General features: G+C 62.1%; 15 protein-coding genes. All 15 read left to right on the plus strand.

What is annotated here, in order from left to right; translation table 11 throughout:
• Positions 1–1724: 1724 nt before the first annotated feature.
• Complete coding sequence (locus ACVWY0_RS05235) at positions 1725–2243, plus strand: hypothetical protein (RefSeq protein WP_485835733.1); 519 nt, start codon at positions 1725–1727, stop codon at positions 2241–2243.
• A gap of 111 nt (positions 2244–2354) precedes the next feature.
• Positions 2355–2534 carry a hypothetical protein gene (locus ACVWY0_RS05240; protein WP_485835734.1) on the plus strand — a complete coding sequence of 60 codons (180 nt, stop codon included), beginning with the start codon at positions 2355–2357 and terminating at the stop codon, positions 2532–2534.
• The gene (locus tag ACVWY0_RS05245) at positions 2531–2968 is read left to right on the plus strand and encodes a DUF6283 family protein (protein ID WP_485835735.1); all 438 of its coding nucleotides are present in this window, start codon (positions 2531–2533) and stop codon (positions 2966–2968) included. The genes ACVWY0_RS05240 and ACVWY0_RS05245 overlap by 4 nt, the downstream gene beginning before the upstream one ends.
• A 3-nt stretch (positions 2969–2971) precedes the next feature.
• A complete protein-coding gene (locus ACVWY0_RS05250) occupies positions 2972–3979 on the plus strand; it encodes a hypothetical protein (RefSeq protein WP_485835736.1) in 1008 nt (335 codons plus the stop codon).
• Between the two features lie 45 nt (positions 3980–4024).
• A complete protein-coding gene (locus tag ACVWY0_RS05255; RefSeq protein ID WP_485835737.1) occupies positions 4025–4540 on the plus strand; it encodes a hypothetical protein in 516 nt (171 codons plus the stop codon).
• 242 nt (positions 4541–4782) lie between these two features.
• A complete protein-coding gene (locus ACVWY0_RS05260; protein WP_485835738.1) occupies positions 4783–5163 on the plus strand; it encodes a hypothetical protein in 381 nt (126 codons plus the stop codon).
• Positions 5164–5190: 27 nt separating this feature from the next.
• Positions 5191–5547: a hypothetical protein gene (locus ACVWY0_RS05265; RefSeq protein WP_485835739.1), complete on the plus strand. Its 357-nt coding sequence runs from the start codon at positions 5191–5193 to the stop codon at positions 5545–5547.
• A gap of 56 nt (positions 5548–5603) precedes the next feature.
• A complete protein-coding gene (locus ACVWY0_RS05270) occupies positions 5604–6176 on the plus strand; it encodes a single-stranded DNA-binding protein (RefSeq protein WP_485835740.1) in 573 nt (190 codons plus the stop codon).
• A 129-nt stretch (positions 6177–6305) separates the two neighbouring features.
• A complete protein-coding gene (locus tag ACVWY0_RS05275) occupies positions 6306–6983 on the plus strand; it encodes a hypothetical protein (protein ID WP_485835741.1) in 678 nt (225 codons plus the stop codon).
• 68 nt (positions 6984–7051) lie between these two features.
• Complete coding sequence (locus ACVWY0_RS05280; protein ID WP_485835742.1) at positions 7052–7675, plus strand: hypothetical protein; 624 nt, start codon at positions 7052–7054, stop codon at positions 7673–7675.
• Positions 7676–7721: 46 nt separating this feature from the next.
• Complete coding sequence (locus ACVWY0_RS05285; RefSeq protein WP_485835743.1) at positions 7722–9590, plus strand: DHH family phosphoesterase; 1869 nt, start codon at positions 7722–7724, stop codon at positions 9588–9590.
• Positions 9591–9600: 10 nt separating this feature from the next.
• Complete coding sequence (locus ACVWY0_RS05290; RefSeq protein ID WP_485835744.1) at positions 9601–10419, plus strand: CPBP family intramembrane glutamic endopeptidase; 819 nt, start codon at positions 9601–9603, stop codon at positions 10417–10419.
• A 269-nt stretch (positions 10420–10688) separates the two neighbouring features.
• Positions 10689–11003, plus strand: coding sequence for a hypothetical protein (locus tag ACVWY0_RS05295; protein WP_485835745.1), 315 nt, complete (start codon positions 10689–10691; stop codon positions 11001–11003).
• A 325-nt stretch (positions 11004–11328) separates the two neighbouring features.
• Positions 11329–11961 carry a thermonuclease family protein gene (locus ACVWY0_RS05300; protein WP_485835746.1) on the plus strand — a complete coding sequence of 211 codons (633 nt, stop codon included), beginning with the start codon at positions 11329–11331 and terminating at the stop codon, positions 11959–11961.
• 708 nt (positions 11962–12669) lie between these two features.
• Positions 12670–12999 (plus strand): DUF4190 domain-containing protein, encoded by a 330-nt coding sequence (locus tag ACVWY0_RS05305; RefSeq protein ID WP_485835747.1) that lies wholly within the window; start codon positions 12670–12672, stop codon positions 12997–12999.
• Positions 13000–13060: the final 61 nt, after the last annotated feature.

The raw sequence follows: 13060 nt of genomic DNA on the forward strand, positions 1-13060 counted from the left end.
GTCCAGAAGATTGCAGCCTGTGGGCTGCATTTTTTTCATCACCGGCACTCTGACGAGCGCCATGCTGGGCTGGATGCACGGTGCTAAAAGGAGTGAGGGGCGGGGGCGGGTGGCGATGCACTGGCGCAAAGCCCCACCGCTCACCAGGTGGTCCGGGAGTCCGGTTGCCACGAGCAGAAATAGAGCTCCAAAGGAGGAGCAGATCTCTATTTCTGCTCGTGACAACCGTGTGTCAGAGAGTCCCCAAACCACCAGGTGAGCCAAGGAGCAGATGGGGTTAGGCCGGGGCGATACAGGATGGAAGGCCAGTCAGATGACGGCCGCCAACCACCCCCTTTGAGGGCTTTCTCCTGGACTCGAAAAACCGGCTCCTTCTAAGCCCGTTGATGCAGCGTCGGACCGCACGCTGAGGACACTGCATCAGAGCCCGTGCCGGTCCCCGGGCATACAGTGCTTGGCCCGGCTGGATGAACAAGTTCCCCAGCCCGGAAGGTAAAAGGCCGAGGATGGGACGCTGGAGCTGACGCCGCCCAGGCACCGGGCAGCAAGCAGCTGCTGTAACGCAATCTGCTGCCCTGGACACCGTGACAGTTCCCCTGGCGAAGAGAAGATCCAGAGGTGCCACCACGACGTCGGAGCAACTCTGCTGAGCCGCGGTGAGAGCACCACGAAAGCCGGCGACCTTCGAGGAAGCGGTGTCTGCATCGACCGTCAGAGACCCCGCAGCAGAATCCTGACGATGATGCCACGACCACTGAAACCAGAGATGTCTCAGCCGCTGGAGCGGCGACTACTTCAGCCCTGGGGCGATCCTGTGAAGGCGTGTGGATGGACCCCTGCGGGCCTGCGAAACCCAACACGACGAAGTGCTTGCATCAGCTGCTGCGCAGCTCCCTCGGCACCCCTGGTACTCCGTCTTCGTTCCTCAGACTGCGCCCCATTGGTACCTCGTATGGAACCGCTGATCCTTCGTCACAGCGCCTGTTGACACGAGCATCAAATGAAGGCCAAACACGTCCCTACTCCTTCGTCGCACGGGCCATGACGCTGCGTTGCAGCAACGTTCCTACCGGGTGCCATGCACCTAAAGACCCGGTAGGAACTCAAAAGCCTTCAACCGCCGGAAACTAGCGCCACTTCCAACCCACCCCCTACGAGTAGGAACCATAAATGGGTGGGTAGGAATCAAGTGGTAGGCGCTACTTTCCCGCGACATGTCAACAGAACTCCCCCCGATCTTCCGCTAAAGCTCCAGATGCGAGGGAGAAAGAGAAAGGGCATAAGGGGGGGTGGCACCTCGCTACGCTCGGTGGTCGGCACAGCCGACTCCCCTTCGGTCGCTTCGCTCCCTCACCCTCCGCTGCGCTCCGGGCCCCCTACTGCGTTCGCTGGCGCTCTCTTGCCCCACAACGCTGCGCGTCGTTGGGGTGCCCCTGGAGCCATCGCTTCGCGAGTGGCACCAGCTCCCGATGTCCGCTGTCGCGGCCCTCGGACAGAGCCGCTGTGACTCCGTCCCAGGCGTCTCTGAGAAGAGCCAGTGCAGACGCCTCGCGGCTCCTGTCGACAGGGGCAGTGTGGGGTGCCGTGAGGCACCGGTCGGCTGCCGCCGACCCGGGGGTTGTCGCAGAGTCGTTCCACGCTCCGCAACCCCACCCAAACCATCGGCAGGCATCTGAGGTTTCAGATGGCTGTCTCGAATATCCATTGAAGGAGGTGCTTCGCCCATGGCATGCAACCGAAGTTTCAGCCGGCGCGAAGAGCGCAAAGAACCCGTAGAGCTCGCGGCCGTTCCGGACCTGGGAGTGAAGATCACCATGCCCCGGAAGACGAACCGCGCAGCAGCCAGGGCAGTCGCTTCCGGTGACGTGCTGTGGGACAAGCGCAAGGTAGCGAGGAAGGCCCGCAGGCACGCTCTGGAAACGCAGCTTGCGCGGGCATCCCATCCGAGTGCCCACCGGCTGAGCCGGCGGCAGAAGCAGTGGATGGAAAACCATCTCTTGACCTGGTCATGGAACACCTCCAACGATGTCCTGGTAGCTCCCCCGGCAGCTACCCAGCAACAGCTCGATGAGCTGGTCGCAGTCACCCGCCTGCCGTATGTGCAGCGCGCTGTGGTGAAGATCCAGGGGCTGTGCCTTGAGCAGATCAGGTACGTCGCAGAACGTGCGCCGAAGACAGCTCTGTTCATCCTCGTGGACCCGCTGACATCGAGTCAGCAGACCATCCGGGTACCCCGCATCTGAAGCAGATCCAGAGTGAAGTCGGGACCCGAATGGAGTCCGGGCCCGCCGCGGACCTGCCCTTAATCATTCACAAAATGATTTCCGTAAATAATGTCACAAGGATAAATCGCCATGGATTGGAGCGACAGCTACGAGAAACTGACGCGGCTGGAAGGCCGGGTGCCCTACGGCTGTCTGTTCAGCCAGTGCAACCACGTCGCCCGGAACACCTTCGGTGCGATACTGCACTGGCGCCACGGCGGCCACCACATGGAGCACAGAAACCCTCACCTGAAAGGAGGCACAACATGAGCAGCAACAGCAGTCCCGCGAAGCCCCGGAAGAGTCCCTGCGGCTCGTGTCCCTACCGGAAGAACGTGCCCTCGGGTGTCTGGGACGAGAGCGAATATCAGAAGCTCGCCGGCTACGACGGAGAGACCTTCGAGCAGGACGCCACAGCGACGTTCCTGTGCCATCAGGCAGACGGCTGCGCGTGCTCCGGCTGGCTGGGCCACCGGAACCCCGAGGACATGCTCGCAGTGCGACTGGGGCTCATTTGCGGCGTTCTGGATCCCAGCTGCCTGGACTACACCACGGACGTGCCGCTCTTTGAAAGCGGTGCCGCCGCCGCAGAACATGGCATGAAGAACTTTCGGGAGCCCCGGGAGGACTTCATGGCGGTCATCAGCAAGATCAGCCGCCGACGCAGTACATCATCCGATCAGATCCCCACGAGGAGTCAGTAAGTCATGCGTGTTATCGACCAGCTTGAGAATGGAACTGACAGGGCTATTCAGCAGGCCAAGAGACTCAAGCTGCGTGGGTACGACCAGGACGAGCTCGGAGAGGTCGCCCGGGATGCCGCAGCAGTGTGGGAGCGGATGCTCAAAGCATCAAATTCCAGCTGGACCAGCAGCAACAGTTCGCTGTTCCAGATGACCGAGGCTCTCCGCCTGGCGGGATGGTCGAAGGCGCCTGCGAAGATCGACCGCATCCGCCAAGGTGCGAACCGGGACAAGCACAGCCCCGACCCCCTGCATGACGTGGACCGGCTCATCGCTGACCTGGAGGTCATAAAGGTCGAGTTGGGATCGCTTGCGACATATGCCCCGGGCGTGACCATGGAACTGCCCGCACGGTTGCGCATTCGACGAATGGTCTGCGCTGTCTACGAGATTTTCCACCAGGGCGAGACGATCTACAGATTCCTCGAAGCGGGGCCGGCCGACACCTGGCAGACCACGGGGGCCATCGACGAATTCCAGGTGGAGAACAAGCACCACGAGCACATTGAAAGTGAACTGGCCAAGCTGCCATCGTGGTCAATCAACCCTCCCGAGCTGGACAACCTGAAGAAATCCCTCGAAAAGTCAGACGATGCGCTGTGGCAGATCATGCACTTTGATGCGTCCTACCAGCAGATCCACGACCTCCTGGCACCACTCCAGCATGATCTTCCCTTGCTGGCCGGCCTGCATCGAGAAGACGACGCCTGGAATTTCATTGCCTCTGTAGCCCAGGCCGTTCTCACAGGGGGCCACCCGGATCTTCTCGGGCGCAGCCCCTTGGACGAGAAGACCGTACGGGCACGGGTGGAAGCGCTGATCACCAAGGTGCCTGAACGGCTAAAGCCGATGAGGCTGGATCGCTGTAGTGATTCCACCTTCCGTGCCGAAGCCCCGGCCGCTCATTCCATCGACGAGGCCCTGGGCGCGCTGGTTACCGACCGTGGCGTGCTCCTCATTCGAGCCCGATAGCGCGTACCGGGCGCAAGCAGCTGGACCTGAACCAAACCCCGACAAGTGCGACACGCCCGCACCCCCACAGCAGAAAGTGAATACACGATGAACATCGACGCCGCAGAAGAGGGAGCAGAAACAACAACACAGCCAGTGTTCCAGGGCACCCCCGAAGACTGGTGGGAGGCTGCTGAAGAAATCACAGAGTCCCACGCTGCCGAGCGATACTTCGGGGACTGGTACATCACCAAGTTCCGCAATTCGGCTGGAGCCACCCCAGCGTTCCGCGTCGCCACGCCAAGCCGGCCACCGAACGAAGCCAGGCGCATCGCCCTGATCAACGCAGGCCCGACCGATGAAATCGCATCCTTCGTGCGCAGGCTGATCCGCACGGAAGCGCCTGTCGCGGCCTGGATGACTTCCGATTACGTCCTGGCTGACATGGATGAAGGCAGCATCGACCGCAGCCCGTGGCGCCGCCAGAACAACGGCCGGTGGCAGCGTCTCACCGATGGCAGGATCTCTGTCAACGACCACACCATGAGTGGCCTGAACCCGAAACCGGCCACGTTCAGCTGACAGATTTGAAAGTTCAGCACCATCCGTAACCCCGTGCAGCCCTGGCTTACCCGCCGGCAGCTGCACGGGGTTCTTTTTGCTCTGTCTCCGTCAGACTCGTCGCGTGGTCACCGGAGGTGACCCGGACGAGTCGGGGGTGGCAGGTAGGCTGTTCACACACAGCAATTCACGCATGCGTGAATCACGCGTGAAAATCGTTTGACCTTGACCTGTCCCACCATCAGCCGGAAGGCTACCCCGCCATGACTATGACCATCATGACCCTCGCCCTTGAGGAAAGCGTCGCCCACGACATTGCCCGCCGCGTGCCCGGCAGCAACATCCTGGAGACGACCGAAATTGCGAAGAGCAACGTTGGCCTCCCCTTGGATTCCCGTCGGGCAGAAGACCGCATGGACAGGGACGGCAATATCACGGTCACTCTTCTCCTGGATCAGGAGAAGTACTTCGACCACGTCATCGCCGCTGCCTCGGACGGCGCCAACTCACCCGAGGACTACGCACACGACGTCGCCTTCGGCTTCGGTGCTCCCCGTGAGAGCTCCAGCCGCATCATCGGCGTCTCCGGCACCGAATTCATCGTTTCCTACACCACACACATCCGGGAATGTCTCGACGACTAACCCAAGACAGATTTCAGGAGCACCACCATGAAGAACCTCACCGAAGACGAATTTGACGCCCGGTTCACCGTCATCCCGGATACCCGGGGCGACAGCGTGCGACCCACCTTCGAGGGAATTCCCGCGGACTCCAAGCATCTCTGGACAATCCTGGACGCAGAAGGTTCCCTGTACGCCGTGACCGGCCTGCACCGTGTGAACCGCATTGGCTACCTCCTCACCGAGGAAGCGTGGGACCAGGAGATCGAAGCCGTCTGGTACGCGCCGAGCGACGACGACGATGACATCGAGGGTGAAGACCCTGACAACGAAGGCCACCGCGACCATCCGCCGGGACAGCTGCTCGACAGCCTTCTCGATGATGAAGAGACCCCCGGGGTCTGAAGAACACCCACGAGCCGCAACCACCACCCGAACGAAACCAGAGAAGAGACGAAACCATGGCCGGCGAAACCACCATTACCGTGATAGGCAATCTGACCAGTGATCCTGAGCTCAGGTTCACCCCGAGCGGATCAGCGGTGGCCAATTTCACCATCGCATCCACCCCGCGAACCTTTGACCGCCAGTCCAATGAGTGGAAGGACGGGGAAACCCTGTTCCTCCGCGCATCGGTATGGCGCGAAGCGGCCGAAAACGTCGCCGAGTCCCTGACCAAGGGCATGCGAGTGATTGTCAGCGGCCGACTCAAGAGCCGTTCCTACGAAACCAAAGAAGGCGAGAAGCGCACCGTTATTGAGCTCGAAGTCGATGAAATCGGCCCGAGCCTGCGGTACGCCAACGCCAAGGTCAACAAAACCCAACGGTCCAGCAATCAGGGGCAGGGTGGCTTCGGCGGCGGTAACAACGGCGGCTTCGCCGGCGGCAACGGCAACGGCAACCAGGGCGGTAACTCCGGCGGAAGCTGGGGCGGTAACCAGCCCGCAAAGCAGGATGACCCCTGGGCAACGCCCGGCGTCAGCAATGCAGGCGGCGGATGGGGCAACGGCCCCGATGCAGAGCCGCCGTTCTAAAAAAGCCGGCAAGCCCGCCGTCACACTCCAGTACCTCAAAGCAGCGCCTGTCTCCCCCGGGAGTGCAGGCGCTGCTTTGTTTCCGCACCAACACCCAAATCAATCCCCCGAAGGAACCGTGAAATCATCATGTCCACATTCACCACCGCCTATCTTGATGACGGTCGCCATGTCGACGTCCCTGCCAGTGCCGTCATGGACTGGCAGTACGAAGTCCGGGACCTCAACACCACCCTGGGTCTTGCCGACTGGTACACCGAGCAGGGCGACCAGCACCAGGACGAGATCCAGGGCTCGGCCGACGACGACACACGCTGCGACCACGATGAATACTCACACCGCGTCGTCAATGAGAGCCAGACCGGCGACGGGATCGCCAAAGACAAGCCGCTGACCATGACCCGGGTCTGTCACCGGCGGCCCTGCATCCTCGATGCCATGGCCTGGGTCGAGCGCAACACCGGAGAGCGCGCCGCCTGGGCGGCACCGCAGCAGAGTTTCAGCTTCGAGATTCCGGCGCCTGATGCTGCACCCAAAACCCCTGCCCAGCCGGAGTCAACTTCCGCCGGTTCACGACTGAACGCGATCATGACTGACCACGATCGCGGACCGGAGTACGCGCAGGTCGAGTGCATCGGTGAGGACCTCACCTGCAAGCAGACCGCGCGGATCGAGGAGAGTAAGCACCTCACCGAGGAAGAGATCACCGCCCGGCTCAACGAGATGGGCTGGTCCGTCTCTCCGACCCTGTGCCCCAGGCACAACCTCACCACGGGTCAGATTCCCCTGCTTACAGTGGCACCATAGGGTAACGCCGTTTTTTGCTCAATAACCAACATCATCGCGCCATTTCCACAGAACCGGAGTACATCGTTATGACCGAAGCACCATCCCCGGCGGCCGCCGCTGCCGCCGGCGAAACCACCGAGGTGGAAATCCTTCCTGACGAGCTCATCTTCGAGGACGCCCAAACCGCCTCCTCCGAGGACACAGACGCAGAGCCCACGCTGGTTCGGACCGCAGCCTTCCTGGCGGACGGGCGAACGAGCCCCTTCCTGCTGGCCGAGACCGTCGCAGCCCTGGTCTCCCGACAGGAGATCCAGTCCGCCATCGTCGACATCTCCACCGAAGCCGGAGTGGTCACCGCCCACCAGCTGCTGGAAGCCGGGATCGAGTACAGCATCTTCGACACCGTGCCGCCGAAGTGGGACCTCACGACCCGTCCTCTCGTGGAGCAGGTTCTCTCCGAGACCAGGGGCACCGTGCCCTTCGACCCCGGAAACATTGCCGCCATCGACGCGAACATCGTGTTGATGCCTGCGCCGGCCACTGACGCGGGCCCCGGTATTGATGCCACCGACGGAACCATCACCGCAGTGGTGATGGACCAATTGAAAGCGGCCGAGCTGAACTGTCTGCTGGTCCTGCCTCCGGAGTCGGGACTACGCCGTCAGAACGACGGCAGCTACGTGCGCCTGACTCTGAGGGTGTCGGAGTGATCCCCCGGCTTGCCTTCCCCTTACCCAATACCCCCAGGAGATAACCATGAGCATGGAAACACAGCTCGCCCCACCTGCGCTGCCCGGGATTGCAGGCACCAATTACAACGACGAGTCCCCTGACCTGTTCAGCCTCCTGCGGGAGCGCCGCGGGTGGACAGACGAATACCTGACCGCCATCGACCAGCCGGACCATGACACGCTCCTGGACATGGACCGGATGCTTGTCGAGCTCAAGCGCATCCATGACTCCCAGGAACTGCTGGTCGTCGTGCCTGACTTCGATATGGACGGCATCACCTCCGGTGTGCTCGGCTACGCCGGATTCAGCGAGCTGGGCTTCAACGTGACACTGCACATCCCGGACTACAACCGAGGCCACGATGTCACGACTGAGGACATCGCCGAGGTGCACAGCCAGTACCCCAACGTGAAGGCCATCATCACCTGTGACGGCGGGGTGAACTCGCGCGAAGGAATCGCACTGGCCCGCAGCCTGGGCATCACCACCCTGGTGACGGACCACCACGTCGAACTCCATCCGGGCTCGATCGCTGACGTCACCGTGGACCCTGCCAGGATCAACGAGACCTACGCGAACCCGGGCATCTGCGGTGCGCATGTGCTTTACCAGGTGCTCGAAGCCTGGGCGCTCCAATACCTGCCCCGGAAGCTGGACAGCATTCACATGCTCAAACTCTTCGCGGGCATCGGAACTGTCTCGGATGTCATGCCGCTGCTGTTCGAGAACCGGCAGCTCGTGCGGGATTCACTCTCGCTGGCACGTCTGCTCTACGTCGCTCCCCCGCAGGACCCCGAGGAGGAGATCGACATCAACTCAACGACCCTGATGACTCTGCTCAAGGCCGGCGGACACCACCCGGTGTTTCTCGCGGCCTTCGAGGGCTTCAGCATCGCGCTGAAGGAGTTCACCAGAGTCGGGAAGCTGCGCTCCATCTCGGACATCAATGAGGGCTTCTACGGCTTCTACCTGGCCCCTGCGTTCAACGCAGCCCGCAGGATCGGCGGGTCGATGTCGGACTGCTTCGGCGTCTTCATTGCACCCACCTCCGCGGAGAAGACTGCATGTATGCAGCGGGTCGTCGAGGGCAACAACCTCCGCAAGGAGCTAACTGTCCAGCACCTCGAAGAGATCGAGACAACGGACCAGCCACTGGCTCCGTACGTCTACTTCTCGGATGCGCCGGCGGGCATGTTGGGGCTCATCGCTTCCCAGCTCATGCACCGCACGGGTACGCCCACCGTGGTGCTGCATCGGGCCAGCGCCGACAGTGAACCCACGGGAGGCTCTGCACGCTCCCCGTTCTGGTTCCCGATCATCGAGACCATGACGGCGGCTGGATTCACGGCCATCGGGCACGAGAATGCCTGCGGTGTGCGCGTGGCCAGCAACGACGAGCTGCTGCGCTTCCATCAAGTCATGGCGGCGGCCGCGCAACGGATCATGGCGGATCTGCTGGCCAGCGGGCAGCTCGCTGATGCGACGGCCCCTGATCTGCGGTTCGGGTCCACCGAGGACTGCGATGCCAACCTCAGTGACATCGAGGAGATCGCCACCATGACCGAGCGGATCGAGATGCTCGTGCCCTTCGGTCACGGCTTCACCCGACCCGAGTTCGAGCTGGTCCTGGATCTGGCGCAGTGCCGCATCACCACCCTGGGTACCGAGAACCAGCACATCAGGCTCACCACCCGCAACGGGCTCAAGTGCCTGTGGTGGAACTCGGCGGACCTGTTCCTGGACCTCAAGGAACGGGCCGACTCCCCGCTTCCCGAGGAGCGGAACATCCGGCTGCGCGTCGAGTTCTCCATGAACCACTTCCGGGGAAATGTCTCGGTCCAGGCCATGGTCTCCCGCGTCGTTGAAGACAACCCCGTCGAAGAAAACCACTAGAGAGGAACCCATGCCCAATCCCAACAACACCCTGCGGGGCTGGGTCACGTCCGCGGCCGTGATCGTGGGTGCCCTGGCGCTGTACCTGAGCACCGCCATCATCACCACGCTGATCTCGGGCAGCTCGATGATCGGCGCCGTGGTCTCCAACGCGGTGCTGTTCACGGCGGGCCTGTTCTGGCTGCGCTCAAACAGGCCCCAGGGCGGCTCAGAGATCCCCGTTCGCAAGAACGGGGATCTTAGCCGGGGACCGGGCTTCTGGGCGCTGGTGTCGATCCTCCTGGGCGTCTGCTGGCTGGTCGGGCAGGCGACCGCCGTGTGGCTCTATGGCCTCGTGGGGTCATCGGACTTCGATGCGCACGCGGCCACCAAGGCGGAGGCTCCTGTTCTGCTGATGCTCCTCGTGGTTCTGGTCCTGGCCCCCATGGGCGAGGAAATGCTCATGCGGGGCGTGACCTACTCCCGGATGCGCAGGCACATGCCGCCCTTGGCGGCTGCCGTGCTCAGCACCGGGCTGTTTTCGCTCATGCACCTGAACCTGGTGCAGATCGTGGTCACCCTGCCGCTGGGGATCCTACTGGCGATGGTCTACGAACAAACCGGCCGGCTGACACCCGTGATCCTGCTGCACGCAGTCTTCAACCTGTTCTCGGTGGTGGTTCCGGCTGCCCTGGTATCAGCGCTCAGCTCGCTGACTTTCGTGTCGCTCGGCGGCGCCGTGCTGGCTCTGCTGCTGGTCCGGCTGTACCGCCCGGTGCCCCCAGCGGTTCGGGAATCAGAACTGTCCGGCGCCAAGGAGTCCGGTTTGGGGTCCGAGGTCAGTAAGTAGCGCGTGCTGTGACCAGCACAGCGCAGGGCCCGAGTGTGTCTTCACAGACGCACTCGGGCCCTCTTTTTTGGCTGTGCGCCAGATGGCTGATGGCACAAATACCCGGCCACGGTGTCGGCGTCGGGTATTTGTGCATCAAGAAAGCGCGGGATTCCGGGTTGGTGACCTGGCCCAGGTCACCGGGGGTGGGGATGAACAGTTCTTGGTCAGGGAAAAGCCCCTCAAACATGCCAGGAACAGACAACTACCGGAAAAAGGAGGTGCGGGCCATGCTCATCAACCAGACCACATACAACAACGACGGCGAGCTGCTGGCTCCGCGCCCCTCGGACCTGATGAGCATCCACGCCTTTCTTGGCGGGATGCCGACCACGGATGCAGGCTTCTATCACCGCTTCAAGTTCGAGGCACCGGACGCAGCCCAGCTCGCGGCCAAGACCAAGCGCTTCTTCAGTCTCATGGGCCAGGTGCCGGGATTCAGCACCTTGAGCCTCCGGCCGTACGAAGTCCGCTTCGGCAACTACTACCGCACCGGCCTGGACATCGTCTACGTCGTCGAACGCGCCTGCGCCGGCGTCCGGTAGAACCACACACTCCCGAGCCTCACCCTGTGAGACTGCGGTTTCTACGATAAGGGCCGTCGCGGCTTCTCGACTGCAACGGCAGCGAGGCTGCGCACGGCCCTTATTTTTTTTAAGAATTCTGCGGTCAATCCGCTCCATTGCCGGGAACGCACAAAAAAATCGAAGGGCTTCCCTCCCACAGGAAACCCTCCGATAAAGTCGCTTTTCGCAACCCACACACGCACACGTAAACCCGCTGTAGCGTGCCTTCAGAATAGCCGGTCGGCTACAAGCAATGCAACACTGGAGTAGCCATAAACCAACGAATTAGCCAGGAGACACCCCCATGAATACTCATACACGCACCGCGAAATTCATCGGCGCCGGTGTCCTGGCCGGCTCCCTGTTCGCAGCACTCACCGGCTGCGCTTCAGGTCAGGCCACCCCTGCTCCTGACAATGGCACTCCGGGCACAGCATCGGCTACTCCCACGCAGGCCCAGCCGGAGTCGCTCCGCGGGACCTTCGTCAGCGTCGTCGACGGGGACACCATCGAGCTCCTGCCTGTGAGCGACAAGGACGGCAAGCCCACTGGCGCACCGAAGACCACTGTGCACATCCTCGGCATTGATGCCCCCGCGATTGACGCCTGTGGCGGCCCCGAGGCCGCAGCGGAACTGAAACGCGTCATCAACGTCGAGGGCTTCTTCCGGGTCACGTACGACCCCAAGTCCGCCCGTACGGACAGCCATGGCAACGCGCAGGGCTACCTCACCGCGAACGACGGCTCCGGATCGCCCAACGACATCGGCTCCACGCTGATCAAGAACGGCTTCGCGGGCGCTTGGTATGAGAAGCCCCAGAGCGAACCCGAGCCCCGGAAGTTTGCCGACTACACCAAGGCTGCTCAGATCGCCAAGGGCCAGAAGGTCGGCGCCTGGGCCACCTGCGGCACCGTCGGCAAGACGCTCACTTCCTAAGCCGCTTGTCCAGGGCACCGCAGGGCCGTTGTACCGTTTTTCCCAAAAACGGTACAACCGGAAAAACCCCGTGCTGACACGGGTAAACGCCTTCATTCACCCGCCGCCGAAAAGCCTGTACCGTTTCTGATCTCAGAAACGGTACAGGCTTTTTTGTTGCTAAACCAAGGGAATCGACCGCTAAAGCACCCCTGTACCGGATGTACCGGATTTTTTCAGATCAATGCGTGTGCGTGTGTGCGGGCGCAGGCGTGCGTACAGGAGTGCGAATATCGGCGGTACAAACGGTACAAATGGGTGTTCAGAGGGGCAAAACCCTTGATAACTAAGGGTTTTAGGTGTGTACCGTATTTTTTTAGATAGATCATAGATATATATCCACACCCCCCTTTGAGCCCCTAAAAAGCCCGCCAATCCAACGATGTGCGGGCATCGGAATATGTACCGTATTTTTTTGGAAGAAACGGTACAAGCGGTACATCTGCTCCCCGGGCCCTCTGCCTGTGCGGCCCCTGGTTCCCTGGGCGACTGATCATCAGAACCACACGGCTGAGCCCTGGCCGCCCGGTTCAGTGAGCACTGCGTGTGCTCACTGAACCTCTTCAGCGCGCGATGCGCGCTCGGGGGCATGGTTGGACGCTGGGTGCCGCGGCACCCGCATCACCATGCCGTCCCACCTCCCACCCACCGAAGATCGGAAAATTCGTCATGAGCAGCAACTTCTTCTCAGGCTCCTACTTCTCACCCAAGGAGCTGGGCCTCGGGTCAAGCACCCGGACCCAACCAAAAATCAACAGCATGGCCATGGGTGCCGCCGTGTCGGCCGCCCTGGGCTTTGTCACTGCCGTCGGCTTCTTCGGCGGGGTCATCTTCGGACACATCGCCCTGTCCCGGATCAAGCACAGCGATGGGCGCGAGTCCGGCCGGCGGCTGGCCCTGGCCGCCGTGATTATCAGCTGGATTCCGATCCTCCTTACCGCCCTAGTCTTCGGAGTGCTCTTCCTCGTCGGCCTCGCTGCCACTGCCCAGAACGGCTGACACGCTAAAGGCGGCCAGACGGGTCTGGTACTGCCTGTCGGTCAGTTACGCATTTGCGGCG

The organism is Arthrobacter sp. UYNi723 (assembly GCF_054057635.1).

What these genes read in the sequence shown, in the direction of transcription:
- ACVWY0_RS05235 (WP_485835733.1), top strand. Translation starts at nt 1,725, where the DNA reads ATGGCATGCAACCGAAGTTTCAGCCGGCGCGAAGAGCGCAAAGAACCC.
- ACVWY0_RS05240 (WP_485835734.1), top strand. Translation starts at nt 2,355, where the DNA reads ATGGATTGGAGCGACAGCTACGAGAAACTGACGCGGCTGGAAGGCCGG.
- ACVWY0_RS05245 (WP_485835735.1), top strand. Translation starts at nt 2,531, where the DNA reads ATGAGCAGCAACAGCAGTCCCGCGAAGCCCCGGAAGAGTCCCTGCGGC.
- ACVWY0_RS05250 (WP_485835736.1), top strand. Translation starts at nt 2,972, where the DNA reads ATGCGTGTTATCGACCAGCTTGAGAATGGAACTGACAGGGCTATTCAG.
- ACVWY0_RS05260 (WP_485835738.1), top strand. Translation starts at nt 4,783, where the DNA reads ATGACTATGACCATCATGACCCTCGCCCTTGAGGAAAGCGTCGCCCAC.
- ACVWY0_RS05265 (WP_485835739.1), top strand. Translation starts at nt 5,191, where the DNA reads ATGAAGAACCTCACCGAAGACGAATTTGACGCCCGGTTCACCGTCATC.
- ACVWY0_RS05270 (WP_485835740.1), top strand. Translation starts at nt 5,604, where the DNA reads ATGGCCGGCGAAACCACCATTACCGTGATAGGCAATCTGACCAGTGAT.
- ACVWY0_RS05275 (WP_485835741.1), top strand. Translation starts at nt 6,306, where the DNA reads ATGTCCACATTCACCACCGCCTATCTTGATGACGGTCGCCATGTCGAC.
- ACVWY0_RS05280 (WP_485835742.1), top strand. Translation starts at nt 7,052, where the DNA reads ATGACCGAAGCACCATCCCCGGCGGCCGCCGCTGCCGCCGGCGAAACC.
- ACVWY0_RS05285 (WP_485835743.1), top strand. Translation starts at nt 7,722, where the DNA reads ATGAGCATGGAAACACAGCTCGCCCCACCTGCGCTGCCCGGGATTGCA.
- ACVWY0_RS05290 (WP_485835744.1), top strand. Translation starts at nt 9,601, where the DNA reads ATGCCCAATCCCAACAACACCCTGCGGGGCTGGGTCACGTCCGCGGCC.
- ACVWY0_RS05295 (WP_485835745.1), top strand. Translation starts at nt 10,689, where the DNA reads ATGCTCATCAACCAGACCACATACAACAACGACGGCGAGCTGCTGGCT.
- ACVWY0_RS05300 (WP_485835746.1), top strand. Translation starts at nt 11,329, where the DNA reads ATGAATACTCATACACGCACCGCGAAATTCATCGGCGCCGGTGTCCTG.
- ACVWY0_RS05305 (WP_485835747.1), top strand. Translation starts at nt 12,670, where the DNA reads ATGAGCAGCAACTTCTTCTCAGGCTCCTACTTCTCACCCAAGGAGCTG.